The 15337-nt window shown below is 36.4% G+C and carries 14 protein-coding genes; 7 read left to right on the top strand and 7 right to left on the bottom strand.

Annotation, left to right across the window (positions count from 1 at the left end; translation table 11 throughout):
- The first annotated feature begins 11 nt into the window (after window positions 1-11).
- From SG0102_RS07920 to SG0102_RS07895, 7 genes are all read left to right on the top strand, one after another.
- Window positions 12-3056 (top strand): type I restriction endonuclease subunit R, encoded by a 3045-nt coding sequence (locus tag SG0102_RS07920; RefSeq protein ID WP_125119442.1) that lies wholly within the window; start codon window positions 12-14, stop codon window positions 3054-3056.
- Window positions 3057-3071: 15 nt separating this feature from the next.
- Entirely contained in the window at window positions 3072-3335 is a 264-nt protein-coding gene (locus SG0102_RS07915) for a helix-turn-helix domain-containing protein (protein WP_125119441.1), read from the top strand.
- 464 nt (window positions 3336-3799) lie between these two features.
- A complete protein-coding gene (locus tag SG0102_RS07910) occupies window positions 3800-4837 on the top strand; it encodes a hypothetical protein (RefSeq protein WP_125119440.1) in 1038 nt (345 codons plus the stop codon).
- Window positions 4834-5577 carry a TnsA endonuclease N-terminal domain-containing protein gene (locus SG0102_RS07905; protein WP_125119439.1) on the top strand — a complete coding sequence of 248 codons (744 nt, stop codon included), beginning with the start codon at window positions 4834-4836 and terminating at the stop codon, window positions 5575-5577. Before SG0102_RS07910 ends, SG0102_RS07905 begins: the two co-directional genes overlap by 4 nt.
- Entirely contained in the window at window positions 5577-6167 is a 591-nt protein-coding gene (locus tag SG0102_RS15360) for a hypothetical protein (RefSeq protein ID WP_157983002.1), read from the top strand. Before SG0102_RS07905 ends, SG0102_RS15360 begins: the two co-directional genes overlap by 1 nt.
- An 82-nt stretch (window positions 6168-6249) precedes the next feature.
- A complete protein-coding gene (locus SG0102_RS07900) occupies window positions 6250-7743 on the top strand; it encodes an integrase catalytic domain-containing protein (protein ID WP_157983001.1) in 1494 nt (497 codons plus the stop codon).
- Window positions 7744-7760: 17 nt separating this feature from the next.
- Window positions 7761-9458: a TniB family NTP-binding protein gene (locus SG0102_RS07895; protein WP_157983000.1), complete on the top strand. Its 1698-nt coding sequence runs from the start codon at window positions 7761-7763 to the stop codon at window positions 9456-9458.
- A gap of 930 nt (window positions 9459-10388) precedes the next feature.
- On the opposite strand, the gene SG0102_RS15355 is transcribed toward SG0102_RS07895, so the two are convergent.
- From SG0102_RS15355 to SG0102_RS07865, 7 genes are all read right to left on the bottom strand, one after another.
- The gene (locus SG0102_RS15355) at window positions 10389-10553 is read right to left on the bottom strand and encodes a hypothetical protein (RefSeq protein WP_157982999.1); all 165 of its coding nucleotides are present in this window, start codon (window positions 10551-10553) and stop codon (window positions 10389-10391) included.
- 95 nt (window positions 10554-10648) lie between these two features.
- Window positions 10649-10783 (bottom strand): hypothetical protein, encoded by a 135-nt coding sequence (locus SG0102_RS15845; protein WP_269461191.1) that lies wholly within the window; start codon window positions 10781-10783, stop codon window positions 10649-10651.
- Window positions 10780-11208: an acyltransferase family protein gene (locus SG0102_RS07885; protein ID WP_157982998.1), complete on the bottom strand. Its 429-nt coding sequence runs from the start codon at window positions 11206-11208 to the stop codon at window positions 10780-10782. The genes SG0102_RS15845 and SG0102_RS07885 overlap by 4 nt, the downstream gene beginning before the upstream one ends.
- 144 nt (window positions 11209-11352) lie before the next feature.
- Complete coding sequence (locus SG0102_RS07880) at window positions 11353-13329, bottom strand: GGDEF domain-containing phosphodiesterase (RefSeq protein WP_125119434.1); 1977 nt, start codon at window positions 13327-13329, stop codon at window positions 11353-11355.
- 113 nt (window positions 13330-13442) lie between these two features.
- The gene (locus tag SG0102_RS07875; RefSeq protein ID WP_125119433.1) at window positions 13443-13988 is read right to left on the bottom strand and encodes a TMEM175 family protein; all 546 of its coding nucleotides are present in this window, start codon (window positions 13986-13988) and stop codon (window positions 13443-13445) included.
- 15 nt (window positions 13989-14003) lie between these two features.
- On the bottom strand, window positions 14004-14861 hold the full coding sequence (locus tag SG0102_RS07870; RefSeq protein ID WP_125119432.1) for a pirin family protein: 858 nt from the start codon (window positions 14859-14861) through the stop codon (window positions 14004-14006).
- A gap of 2 nt (window positions 14862-14863) precedes the next feature.
- Window positions 14864-15301: a MarR family winged helix-turn-helix transcriptional regulator gene (locus SG0102_RS07865; RefSeq protein ID WP_197715027.1), complete on the bottom strand. Its 438-nt coding sequence runs from the start codon at window positions 15299-15301 to the stop codon at window positions 14864-14866.
- Between the last annotated feature and the right edge of the window lie 36 nt (window positions 15302-15337).

The raw sequence follows: 15337 nt of genomic DNA, 5'->3' as shown, positions 1-15337 counted from the left end.
GGATAGATAATATGACAGCATACAACGTTGTAGCAAGCTCTGACGATTCTACCGTTGTAAGCGAGTATACCCCTGAGCAGTTTGAATCTTCAAAGTATCAGTCAGAAGCTGAACTTGAAAAGGAATTCATTGAACTGCTGGGAAGGCAGGGGTATTCTTACTTGCCAATACACTCTGAATCAGAGCTTATTGATAATCTTCGCACACAGATTGAAAAGCTGAATGACTTTCAATTTAGTGACAATGAGTGGGATAGATTCTTCAATGATGTTTTAGCAAACACCAATGAGGGCATTGTCGAAAAAACGAGAATCATTCAGCAGAATAATGTGCAGGTGCTTAAACGAGATGATGGAAGCACTAAAAACATTACTATCATCAATAAGAAAAATATCCACAAAAATTATCTTCAGGTAATTAATCAGTATGTCAATAATGATGGTCTGCATGATAACCGTTATGATGTAACGATTCTTGTGAATGGGCTGCCTCTTATTCACATCGAGCTGAAAAGAAGAGGCATTGCATTAAAGGAAGCTTTTAACCAGATCGATCGCTATCAGCGTGAATCATTCTGGTCTTCTCATGGCCTTTTTGAGTATGTGCAGATCTTCGTGATCAGCAACGGTACGCATACAAAGTACTATTCAAACACGACCAGAAACTCCCACATTGCGGAAATGAAGAACAAAAAAGGATCGAAGAAAAAGACTTCTAATTCATTTGAATTTACTTCTTACTGGGCAGATGCCAATAACCATATCATCACTGATCTCATTGATTTCACAAAGACGTTCTTTGCCAGACATAGCATTCTTAATATTCTGACAAGATACTGTGTACTGACATCTGAGGATCTTCTTCTTGTTATGCGTCCATATCAGATTACGGCTACCGAACGCATTCTCAATCGTATTAATCTGGCTACGAACTATCACCGAGAAGGCACAATTGGCGCAGGCGGCTACATATGGCATTCAACTGGAACAGGGAAGACCCTGACTTCCTTTAAGACAGCTATTCTAGCTTCACAGCTTGACTATATTGATAAGGTCCTGTTTGTGGTTGACAGAAAGGATCTTGATTATCAGACAATGCGTGAATATGACCGTTTCGAAAAAGGAGCAGCTAATGGCAATACATCAACAAAAATACTGGAACGTCAGCTTTCTGATCTTGACGAAAAGGGCAATCCGCATGAATACAGAATCATTGTAACGACCATTCAGAAGCTGTCTACTTTTGTTAAACGAAATCAGGGGCATCCGATCTCTAATAAACGTATTGTTATTATTTTTGATGAGTGTCATCGCTCTCAGTTCGGTGAAATGCATCATCAGATTACCAAATTCTTTAAGAAGTATTATCTCTTTGGCTTTACCGGGACACCTATTTTTGCTCCTAATGCCAACAAGAATAATGATCCTGCTTATGCGACTACGCCTCAGCTGTTTGGTGATCGCCTTCATACCTATACAATTGTTAATGCCATTAATGACGGCAATGTTCTTCCATTCAGAATTGATTATATCAACACCATGAAGATGAAGGACGAAAGCGATGTGAATGTTGAGGCCATTAACAGCGAAAGTGCAATGCTTTCTATGAAGCGCATCTCACAGATTGTCTCTTATACGCTTGATCACTATGATCAGAAAACAAAGAGAAATACGTTCTATTCTTACAAAGGGAAGAAAGTCAGCGGATTTAACAGTATTTTCGCCTGTCAGTCTATTCCGGCAGCTGTACGCTACTATTCGGAATTTAGAAAACAGATTGATGAAAGAAACGCTGGCTTAAAAATTGCTACGATTTTTAGCTATGCCGCCAATGAGGAACAGGCAGACGGTATTCTTGAAGAGGAAAACTTTGATACATCCATGCTTGATGCAACAGGCAAGGAAGTGCTATTTATAGCCATGAGTGATTATGATCAGCAGTTTCATTCCAATTTTGCAGTAAGCGGTGATTTTGAAGCTTACTATAAGGATATTTCTATGAGAATGAAAAACCGTGAGATTGATATTCTTATCGTAGTCAACATGTTCCTTACTGGATTTGATGCAACTACATTATCTACTTTATGGTGTGACAAGAATTTAAAGATGCATGGCCTGATTCAGGCATTCTCCCGTACGAACAGAATCCTAAACAGTGTTAAGACATTCGGTAATATTGTCTGCTTCAGAAACCTTTCGCAGGAGGTTGAAGATGCTATATCACTATTTGGTGATAAGGATGCAGGAAGCATCGTGCTGCTGAAGGATTACAAATCATATTATGATGGTTATGAGGAGAAAGATGGCAGACACCACAAGGGATACAACGAGCTTATTAATGAGCTGCTTTCAAAATATCCGCCAGATACTGAGCCATTTGGTGAAAAGCAGGAAAAGGAATTTATTGCTATATTTGGCAGCATTTTGAGGGTAATGAATATTCTGAACTCATTTGATCAGTTTGAAAATGATAAGCTTCTTACTGACAGACAGATGCAGGATTTTCAGTCGCGCTATCTTGATCTTTATAAAAAATACAGACGTAAAACGGATAAAGCAGATATTGAAGATGACGTGATTTTTGAAATTGAACTAGTCAAACAAATTGAGGTTAACATTGACTATATTCTTAATCTTGTCCAAAAGTATCATAATGACAACTGCCTTGATGACGAAGCAACTGCTAATATTTTAAAAGCTGTCGATTCATCTGTTCAGCTCAGGAGCAAAAAGGAACTGATCGCTGCATTCCTGGCAAGAGTTAATCTTATGCCTTCTGATGAGGATAAGAAAGTTACAGACGAATGGCAGTCATTTGTCAAAGAAAAATATGATGATGAAGTAAGTCAGCTGATCGCTGATGAAAAACTTAAGGAAGATAAAACAAGATCACTTCTTGACAAGTCATTTAATCAGGGAGAGCTTAAGACTGGCGGTACTGCCATTGATGACTGTATGCCTCCAATGAGCCGTTTTGGCGGCGGAAGAGCAAAAAAGAAACTTAGAATTATCGATAAATTTAAAACGCTTTTTGAAAAATTCTCAGGTATCATGTAAAGGAAGGTGATTGTTATGGAGTATAAATTAACTGACATAGATAAGCGTTGTCTTGGACTTGAGCTGGGAAGAAGGCGTCGTCTTGCTAAAGTCAAACAGCTAGACGCTGCTGAAGCTTTTGGCAAAACAAGAAACTGGCTCTCGCAGATCGAAAGTGGCACAATTACGGTGTCTCTAATCGATGCCTATCATATGTGTGAAATCTATCAGTGCGATTTGTCGGAAGTGATGAGAATTGCCGTAGAAACAACAAAGGATCTTAAAAAGATTGAATCATAATCGGGAACTGTGTTCCCGTTTTTTTATGGAATAACAAAAAGCAGCCACAAGGACAGCTCAATTCGTTATTTGTCAACTTTTACTTTGTAGATTGCTTCTTTTTTAAAAGAGAGAGCTGGCTTAAAATGAAGTTCAAAGGTACCTAATTTATTTGTGCCATAACCGACAGTAACGTCTTTTTCCTTCCCTGGTGCAATAGTATCAAGGGTGGAACCGCTAAATAGTCAATCGACTCCTTTCAGTATCATAATATGTGAATTTTAATATAATAAAAGATCAAAAATTTTCTCTATGATAGCGTTTTCTGTTGAATATGCTAAAAAATGGAGTATGATATGTTTAAAGGTAAGTATAATTTACATTTCACAATTTAAATAATCATTTCTTGCGTAAATATTACGCATAATCACTTAAAATCTTCACTTTTTTAGAATATCAGATTAAATGAAGGTGAGGTGAAAAGTATGATACATAATATCACAAAACCGTTTCATGACGAATACTTTCTAGGATGGCTGATTAGGATGTCCTGGCTTAATGCTTACACTCATCTCGAAGATTTTCTTGCGGATCTTATGAATGCTGAATGTAAGCTGTCTATCAACAAGATCAACTCAATTACAATGATGATTGGAACGCTTGCTTCTTGCGTGCCAGACCTTAAATTAAACACCACTTCTTTAATAAAATCGGCAACATTATATGACTTTTATAAGCATTTCGTTGGTGAAGCTCAGTTGCAGTATTATTTATCTCTTGCATATTCTCATAAAAACCATTGGGAAACAGGAATTACAGCTAATGATGCATCATTAAAATACTGTGATCATTGTGATTCAGGATATTTCAAAACAGTAAATCAGATACCTGGCATAAGCTGCTGTTTGGAATGTTCAAGACCTCTTAAATCAGTTGATCTATCAGCAAATGGAATGTTGATTGAACATCACGGCTTCACTGATGAACCTGATATCGAACTCAGTAAACTTCTTGCTGATATATATTCATCTGTGTATACATTTGATTTTCGCTCCATCAAACATCTTCTTTATAATAAATACTGTGAAGTACTTGAAGAATATCACTATAAAGGAAATGGCTATAATCAGTTTGTCGATTATCTTCGAAAAAAAGGAATGGATCGTTTTACTTCATTAAAATACCCGGATGCCTATTTTACAAACTATATGGATGTTCCTTTTGAAACAGCAGAGCAGATCACTGATGTTATTAGTCTTATTAGATTACTGTTTGGAAACTATGATCATTTTATTGCCAGTTCCGAGGAATTTATCAAAACGGACAGCAAAATCATTGCGCCGGGGTCAGATTTTGGTCTATATGGTACTGTTATCGAACAAAACAATGATTTGCTAAAAGTAATTTATCCATGCGGAGCATCAACTTTAAAGTGTTTCGGCACATTAAATTATGCTACATGCAGTTGCTCAAAGTGTCGTCCATTTAAAAATATGTATATGAAAAGGATAATAAGAAAATGAAACAGAAAAAGAGAAATTACTTCTATGGTCGAACAGTTTCAGATGAAACAAAGAAAAAGGAACATAGAGGGGAAGGAACTGGTGCTGAATATCGCCCATGGATTAGGGCACAGGAGTTTAACAGTAATCAAGGTGGTGCTACAGTTATTATCGATCCATACAATAAGCGCGATGTACATCTTCTTAGTGTTGGAGAAACTATGGCATGGTACATTTTACGATATGACCAATCAGTAACCGATATTAGAGAGCAATTTCCTCTTGATATTGAAATAACAAAGAAAATTTGCGAAAAGTATGGCATTGATCATCCAAGAAAAAATAGTCCAAAAGGACATCAAGAAACAGTTATGACTTCTGATTTGCTTGTTGACTTTAAGGACGGAAGCGAAAAAGTATACTCAGTCAAGTATGACAGCAGTTATCTTAGTAATGTATCCATCAGTAAGAATCTTTTTATTGAAAAAACATACTGGAATCAAAAAGGAATACAGTTCATCATCATCACAAGAGAAGATCTTGAACCAATGCAAACTTATGTGGCAAATTTAAGAAATGCATTCTATATAGCTGATATTGATCAGATTCACGACCTTTACTCATTTATACAGTACAAAATCACACATCACATGATTGAAGTCAATCTTATGGATAGATTGTTAGATCTCGATCAGCTTATTTACAAAACCCCTGCTTTAAAAGATGAATTTGCCGCTTTTCTGAAGGAGATGAAAAAATAATGGCCAACTCAATGATTGATAAACTGCTCTCTAAAGGGCTTACGGAAAACGAAGATAATAAAACAGTGCCTGATTTCAAGATCGGCGATGTAATTGCATTCTCCAACACTGGTGTATCATACAGAATTGTTTCTTTGATTGATGATGAAGTACAGCTGGTTCAGATGAACATTAATTCCATTAATATTAAAGCAATCAGCAAAGACTATTTAAATAAGCTTTTGGACCGTTCTGAAATTCAAATTCTGCAGCATGAAGATCTGATCGTTGATGAAGATAAAATCGATTTTAAAATCCGTGAGGCACATGATTTAAATATGAAAATTGCAATTGAGATGCAGAAATATTTTAAAAATGATTATATTAAGCTGAAAACCCAGGCAGGCACTCATTTTACACAAGCGCAGATGACTAAGTATGGTATCGGCAAGACCAAAATTTGGAGAATATATAGGCGCTTTCTGCAGTCTGGTTTTGATACAAATGCGCTTTATGACCAACGAATCTTATCACACGATCTTTCACATAGAGTCTATCACAGCAAAGTTGGGAGAAAACCAAAATACTCAACTTTTGGTAAATCTGACTGACAATGATATAAAAAACATAGATAGCTATATAAAGAAATATAAGTCTAACATTTTCTCATCAGTATCATCATGCTATAAGGATATGCTGGGAAAATATTATACTGAATATATTCGTGAAGAAGATGGCTCAACGATGCCGGCGCTTTTGCCAGCATCAGAAATTCCTTCCATAAATCAGTTTCGATATCGACTTAACAAAGTTATTACGGAAGAAGAAAAATCATTAATAAGGGCAAAGCGAAAAGACGTATCAGAAGGAAATAATTCCTTAAATGATTCTGATTTTCTGTTTGATATTCATGGACCAACTACAGTTGTTGAAATGGATGAGCAGGAAATGGATTTGTCAGCAGTTTCCTATTTTGATCCATCGTTAGCTATTGGCAGATTTATTCTGCATGTCATTATCGACGTTCAGAGCAAACTTGTAATGGCTATTTCTGTTTCCCTTGATAACAACTCAGTTGTTGGTGCTACTCATTGCCTGATGAATTTAGCTGAAGACCATGTGGAATTCTGTAAAAAATATGGCGTTGAAATTAAGCCAGAAGCCTGGCCTTCTGGAAATCGTGTTAATGCGATTAGAGTCGATCGTGGCTCTGAATATATGTCAAAAGAGTTTGCTCGCATTTGTCAGGAGAACAGCATAAATCTTATTCCAACCCCAGCAAGAACCGCCAGCCGCAAGGGAACAGTTGAAAAGCAGTTCAGTCTCTTTGGTGCCATTTGGAAAGATATCCTTGCAGAATATGGACTCATTAGCAAACTTCATGATTCCAATCATCATGAAAAAGCAGTTCTTGATTACTATGATATTATGAAAATCTGCATCTCAAATGTGCTTGCCTATAATATGTCGGAAATCGAAAATTTCAAGCGTTCAAAAGAAATGCTCAGTCAAAAGATTTTATGTTCACCAATCAATCTTTGGAACTACTATAATAGCAAATACCATACCGTCCATCCTATCGGTAATAAAAATGCGTTCATGTATTCGCTTATGACGCCTACAACCTGCTACATCAGCAAAAATGGTGTCAGATGGGAAGAATTATGGTATCAGTATAATGATACTGACATTGATGATCTTCGCTGGAAGGGAAGTCATCATAAGATGGAGGTTCGTATGGATCGCCGTGATGTTTCTCATCTCTACTACATTAAAGATAATAAGCTCAGGCTCATGACTCTCAATCCTAAAAAGACTTATAATATGGACTTTAAAGATATGCCATACGAAATTTATATGAAGTACAGAAAAATTCAAAAAGAATTAGAAGCCCATGCAAGAGAGCAGAATATTGCTATTGATGTAGCAAACAGAATTCTCGTCAAAAGCGTTCTGACTGAAAATAAACGCGATACCTATGCCAATATTCAAAATATGAGCGAAAACAGAATTGCAGTAAAGAACCTAATTAAATCAGAAAACGCAATGCATAAGGCATTAAACAGCGAGATGAAGACAAAAGAAAAAGCAATGATTGAAAGAAATCAGAAAGACAGATCATGGCCATCATGGGACGAAATTTCCGACCATATGAGTGATGAAGAAAAAGATTTTATTCTTGATTAATGAGGAGGATGCAGCCAATGGAAAAAGGATTAAACGGAGTGAATTTCTTTACACGATCTATCTGTGAGAATTCTATGTTTGATATTCACTACAAAACCCTCACAGAAGGCCATAATCTTTATGAACAGTACTCAAAAGATGAGCAGGTGGTTTATGCTGAATACGTCGCATCAAATAGTGACAGCCACAATCCTTATATCGAATCCATTCCGCTTCCGCGATCATTAAAAGATCTTGAAACAGACTTTACCCAGCCTGTCTATTCATATAATGAGGAAGAATTAGGGGGTATGTCACTTTCTGAGAAGCTTGAGAATATTGTTATGCTTAGAGAGCAGTTTCGTATTATGCTGCCGTTTCATGAAAATCTTGACAGGGCTATTTACCAGGCCCTCATTAAAGGATATCGAAACAGAAGAGTTTCTTTCGACGGATCAAGTATCAACAAAACAACCAATGCTGATTTCAATAATAATTCACCTGTGAAGATGTATAAGGATCCTCTTCATCTTGAAAGTTATGGTTCCTTTAATGTTGAAGGATATGGCGGGACTGGAAAAAGCTTAGCACTGTCAATTATCATGTCGCATTATAAACAGGTGGTTATCCATAGATTGAAAGGGGGAGGCGAAATTTATCAGATTCTTTATCTGATTGTCCAGTGTCCTCCTAACGGCAATATGTCAGCCTTTTATTCGAATATTGGAAAAGCTGTTGATACTGCTATTGGTTACACTTATCCGGCTTTTCAGAAGCGAATCGATCAAGTGCGCAGCTTAGGCGAAAAACTTAATATTGTCATTAATATTATTGAACGTTTTAACATTGGATTAATAATATTTGATGAAATTCAAATGTTTTTAACTTCAAAGAATAACAATCATGAAAGGGTTAATGTTAAAACAGAATCTTTTCAGGCCATTACTACAATCATGAACAGTACCGGCGTCAGTATTGGTGTCATCGGAACTGAAATTGCCTATCGTCTGATTTTTGAAGATCAGATCCATCAGAATCGCCGACTTGGTAAAACTATTTATGCTGACTCATACTGTTCCAATCATTCGACATTTATGCGCATACTCAATGCACTCATCGATTATCAATGGACTGACGTAAAAATCACTAAAGAAGATTTAACGCCAGATTTGCTCAAGGCATTCATGGACTGTACACATGGAATCATCGATCTGATTATTGGATTATATTCAGCACTTCAGCATGAAGCACTGATCACTGATCGCAAGACAAAGATTAATGAATCCTTCGTTAGAAAAGTTGCAAAAAAGTATTATCCGAATCTGATGAAAACGATTGATAATATTGGTGCCTCAGACTATGACCGGACACGTTTAGCTGAGATTGAAGAAGCCAGTAAGCTGATGAAAAAAGACATCAGCAAGCAGTCTGACATCGAACATGAACGTACGATATCGAAAATCAAAAATAAGCCATCTGATAAGGATATGCTGATCAAATCAGCAGTCGCTAAGATTACCGCCGTATCAGATGATTTCAAAGTGAACAGTATTATCGATGTATCTAAAGAGCTCTATGAAACTGGCAATTATTCAGTTACTGATGAAAAGCAGTTCACCAGAGATGTAATGAAAGTTTTATCAGGAAAAAAGATCAGAGCAAAAAAGAAACCAGATCGCATGTCAAAGGACGTTATGATGCAGTTTTTAGACAACAACACACAAGATACCAATTAAGTCTCTAGCACAAAGCTGGAGACTTTTTTAGCATAATAGAGACCATTTTATAGCCATTATTTAATGAAATAAGCTTACTGTTCTCGATAGTGTTTTCAAAAATCAGCTACTGTTCGCGATAATGTTTTCAAAAACTGGCTACTGTTCTCGATAGTGTTTTTAAAAAATGTATGCTGTTCGCGATTATGTTTTAACAAAATCATCGTTTTTCTGCATTATAAAAACTGCTGTTCGCGGTAGTGTTTTAACACAATTCTCAAAAAACATTGATTTATTCGCATTAAATTGTCCTGTTCGCGATAGTGTTTTCAATTAACAAAAATGGCGTACTTAAAGTCCCCTCATTTTGCTTAAAAATTACATAATATACATTATACGAACTAAAATATCTATTAAATTTTATCATAATTTATCATATTGTTGGATGATAATACCATTGTTAATGAGAGCTTATTTTGTTAATGTAAAACGTATTTTTCCATCATTTCATATAATATAATCGTTAATGAGCATGTCACATATGTCTATTTTGCTATAATTCATGATAATATCATCGTTAATAGACTGTATTCTATGATAGTATCATCATTAATAGATACTTTGAATCTATCATTTTAATGCATTTCATAATAATATTATCGTTAATGAGATAGCTAAATTTAAAAGCTCCTGTTCGATGGAGCTTTTAAATTAGGATTGTCTATTGTTATCTAAGAATTGAGTTAATGCATCATCTGAAATTTTATCTGGCTTCTTTTTGTGGTACACTTTTTTCCCTTCCATTTTTTCATTACATCTCGCGTAAACTCCTTATTATCAACAATGCTATATGAACCTTGATCATATAGGTTCTTGGCTGTTTCGATAATATCTTTAACCTTAAACTGCTTAGTAACACTCATAATTCTTTGGACCGATAGTTTTATAAGTTCATCTTTGTCTGATGGACGGCTTTGAACGACTGCTTTCTTTTTTTTCACGTTCAGCAGTTTTTTGATTGTCAATGTCTAATCTCATCAGTCTTTCTGATTCAGCGAGTTCTCGTTTTCGAATAACATCATACTCGCTGGCATCAATAGAATCCAATGCATTCATCAAATCCATAAATCCTGAATTGATCAAAAGACTCTTTAATTGAATGAAGATTATTTGTGAGATTCCCTCTTCTATGCCTTATAATGAATCACTTCCTAAAATCCTGTCTGAATATTAAGTGGCAACCAGATGTATTTTGCACTTATGTAGGATGTGACTGCTAATAATAGGACAATCATCGCTTTGACATATTCATAGTGACGATCAATAAAGATATCCAGTAATTTCACCAGTATTGAGGCGATAAAAAGAGCCTGGAGAAACCAGATGCCGCCAATGGGAATAAGCCCATGTGATAATAAGTGCTGCGAGCCGGCCCCATAAACATTGCCGTGATCCAAGTGGTGATATCGTGCGTTTGAAAAGTCGTATGTAACATGTTTACAAAACGATTACTTATGACAGAGGTGAGGCAGATCATCCCTGCACATATATAATAAGGTATGATCAGTCCAATAAATTTCTTCTTTATAAAATGTATAAAAGAATCTTTTGCCGATAAAAAATAACCGCTTAGAATAAAAAATAATGGCATATGAAAGGCATAGACAATCATATTGATATGCTTCATGCCTAAATGTCCAATCATCATCGCAATAATAGCGATCCCCTTCGCAATATCGAATTCGTCAATTCTTTTCTTCTTTTTTAACATCTTCTTTTCCCTCATTCCATTTCCCAAAATCATTCATGAAAACATATTTATAAAGTTCTCATTTGTATTCATTATAAAGTGAATTATCCAACTTGCAATATAAAGTATTTTCTATTTAAAAAGAAGCTTTCGAAAGAAAGCTTCCTACATAAGCGATTGCATTTTTATAGTTGTTTCATCAAAAGGTAATGGTTTACTAAACAAATAGCCTTGGGCATATGTACAGCCTACCTTCTTTAAGAAATCAAACTGCTGCTGTGTTTCCACCCCTTCTGCGACGGTACGGATACCTAAATGACTGGCCATTTCACAAATCGATGCAATAATCGTTTGTGAACGCTCGTCAAAGTGGCGGAGGAAAACCATATCAATTTTTAAGACATCAAAATGATAGTCTTTTAAGACATTTAAAGAAGAATAGCCAGAACCAAAATCATCCATCCAGACTTCATAACCTAATTCATGGAAATGATGCAGTGCTTCTTTCATCTTTTCTGAACTATCATTTAAGGCACTTTCAGTGATTTCAATATGGACGAGATCTTTTGAAAGATGATAATCATGGACGATCTTTTCAATCTCTTCATAGATGTTGATGGAGGCTTCTAAATCAGTACGGGAGATGTTGAAACTGATAGGATAGACTTTCTGGCCCTGTGATAACTGCACTTGTGCATCCTTTGCAAAAGATCTTAAGACATTCAAGTCCATTTTATAAACCAGACGACTATCTTCTAAGGGGACAATAAACTGATCTGGTGTCAAAAAGCCATAGATCGGATCAATCCAGCGGGAAAGAGCTTCAAATTCTGCAAGTTTTCCACTCTTTATATCAATTAATGGCTGATAATAAACATCATGCCAGCCTTCCGTCACTGCCTGATCAACGGATGATAAAACATGCGTACGAATCTTCTCTGCTTTTTCGAGATCTTCATTAAACATTTGGATATGCTCTTTAGATCCTTGGGGAATATGGCGCATTGCTGTAGCTGCTAAGTCGATACTGCGCATAAGATATTTGCTAGGATCAGTGGTAAAGTTATGACTTAACTGATAAACACCAATGTTTAATAAAAGTGTTTCATCCAGACTGAGATCTTCTACGTCTTTACGAATCTGATCGAAGTGCTCAATCGCTCCGTCTAAAGGAACAATTCCGGCAAAGTGATCAGAAGACATCCGGATAATAATGCCATCAGGAAAAGCTGCCATTAGCTTTTCAGCAATCAGTTTTAGAACATGACTGCCAGCTTCATAACCATGAAGAATATTAATATCACGGAAATTTTGGATATCTGTATAGAAGACAACCGCTTGGACCCCTTTCCTTTCATAATATTCTACAAGTTCTACTGCATGATCTGATAAATAAGATAGGTTTTTCGCGGGGGTTATGACATCATTGTAATGTTCCCGTAAATAGGTTTCATAAGTTGAGATACTATAAAAACTAAACTTCATAATGACGTTGTACATAACAGTAAGAAAGATCCCGACAATTGAAACCCCAATAGCTAAGCTGTTAACGGCACCATCTTTACTGCCATCTAAAACAATGCGCGGCATTTCCGCTTCCGCTGTCATCAGAGCCATAAAGAAAACGGTTGAAAAGATAAAACGACGATCAGTACTTAACATTGTCTTTTCTTGAGCCATGTAGCGAATTTCCTGGCGGAAACCTAAGAGAATCGCGATACTAAGAATAATAGTTATAAGAAAACGCTGAAAAACAGTATATGCAATGATCATTCCTAAACAGTTAGAGACAAAAAACTGCGCATAGATAAAGAGAAAAACGGTTTTTCCCTTCCCTACAACATTGCGAAACAGTTCACCGATAGGAATAACCGTAAGAAGTAAGGCAAAGTCTGCCACAAAGAAACTGCTTAACCCTTTATTAGGAAAAGAACTATTGATCAATGAATTAATCAGTGCCGCAAAAATATTAGCGGTATTGAAAGAAAGTAAAAATGATAATAGAAAGTTTTTCACTTTGACAGATGTTTTTTCCTGTCTGAAAAATATCCAGACAACTAGTCCTGCAAATAATAAACTTTGCGTATAGTCCGGAAAATTATTGTATGGATAAGCGTTTAGCCATGTGATAAAGGCATGCATAAAGATCTCCCCCTTTTCTTTATTTAGTATATCACATGAGTACACTATTTTTATGAAAAATATGTAAAATGTTACAATATAAAAAACACATAACCTAAGTTATGTGTATGCTTTTATGCTTTTTTCTTTGTGGGCACAATCCACCAGGCACTGATCGCTGCCACTAAAACATAAGCTATAAGTGGATATGTGCCACCAATGATGGCAGCTCCGCTATAAATAATCAGACTAGCTATATTTTTAGGCCCCATTTTAAAGAGCTCATGACCATTTTCACAGGCAATCAGATAATACATCAGATGAAAGGTGATGCAGGCTAAAGCCAGCACCGCAAAATAAAATGTTAAAGGGGCCCAGGATTGCGGATAAGAACCGATCCATGCTGTCGCAAAAGGAATAAATGACATGACAAATAGCCAGGCAATATTGCACCACAATATTTTCACATTGATCCTTTTGGCCTGATGAAAAATCAGATGATGATTGACCCAGTAAATGGCGATAAAGAAATAACTGATGATATAGGCTAATAAAACATGACCGAGTTTTAGAAAGTCGCTGATTCCATCGCCAGCTGGCTGTTTTAATTCTAAGACCATGATGGTGATAATGATCGCCAAAACACCATCGCTAAATGCTTCAATACGATTTTTTTCCATTTCCCTTACCTCTTTTTATTCTTTGTTTTCATACACAGCGTTTTGCTTGATGAAGGTCCCGTCTTCTAATTCCTGATAAGCTGTTAAGAGTTCATCTCTTGAATTCATGACAATCGGTCCATACCATGCAACGGGCTCCTGTAAACGCTCTGAGCACATAAAGATGATTTCAATTGGTTCATTACCTGCTTCAATGGTCACTTGATCACCATTTCCTAATTTTGCTGCTGTCTTTTCATTTACATGTGTCCCGCTGACGATGGCCTCACCTTCTAAAGTGAAGATCATTGCCGATTTATTTTCTCCTGGTACTTCTAAAGTGATGGATCCATGCGGATCTAAGAGAATATCATAATAATCTAATGGCAAATACTGCCCTTGAATACCGCTATGTCCCTGATAATGACCTGCTAACAAACGCAGTTTCCCGCCGGCAAAAGGAAATTCCTGAATTTCACTATTGACCACACCATGATAAAATGGTGCAGCCGCCATTTTGCTTTGCGCTGGCATATTGAGCCACAGCTGTAAGCCTAACATTCTTTCTGATACCTGAGGCATTTCTGAATGGAAAGCGCCTGATCCAGCGGTTAACCACTGCGCTTCACCATCATGAATGGTCGCTTTTGTCCCTAAATGATCTTCATGAACAATGGTCCCTTTTGAAAGGAATGTAAAGGTTTCAATGCCCCGATGCGGATGCATCGGAAAGCCTTTGATATAATCTTGCGGATCGGTGGAATCAAATGCATCTAACATTAAAAAGGGATCGTAGGCATCAGTGGTGCCATTACCTAATACCCGCACTAACTTCACGCCCGCACCATCCTGTGTGCGAAAGCCCTGGACCTTATTTTCAACTTGTCTTAACATTTTTATTCATCTCCTGTTTCTATTAATTGACGATAGCGATTGAGTAAGTGAATAAGCGTACGTTTTTCTTCTTCTGACCAGATCTGAAAACGTGCACGATACATATTCGTATTTTCAGGAACAATCTTTTCAATGATCTGACGGCCTTGCGCCGTTAAAGAGATCATGCTTTTCCGGCGATCATTGAGATCTTTGCGTCTTTTTAGTAATCCCTGTTTCTCTAGGTTTTGAATAATCACCGGAATCGTCCCATTGCTGCTTAAAATTGTATCTTTAATGTCTCCAATACACATTTCATCTTTATGCATCAGTGCTTCTAATACCATGAACTGTGGAAAAGAGAGTCCATAGTGACCAGCAATCTGCATGGTTTCATGGTCTAAATCTTTCACAATTTTGTGCAGAGCTATAAGAATCATTTCATCTTTCAATTCACTCACCTCTTTCACATCCAAATTTATCTAATTAGATATATT

The organism is Intestinibaculum porci (assembly GCF_003925875.1).
GTDB lineage: Bacteria > Bacillota_I > Bacilli_A > Erysipelotrichales > Coprobacillaceae > Intestinibaculum > Intestinibaculum porci.
Note: the sequence above shows the minus strand (reverse complement) of the source record. Positions and strands in the feature narration are given on the sequence as shown.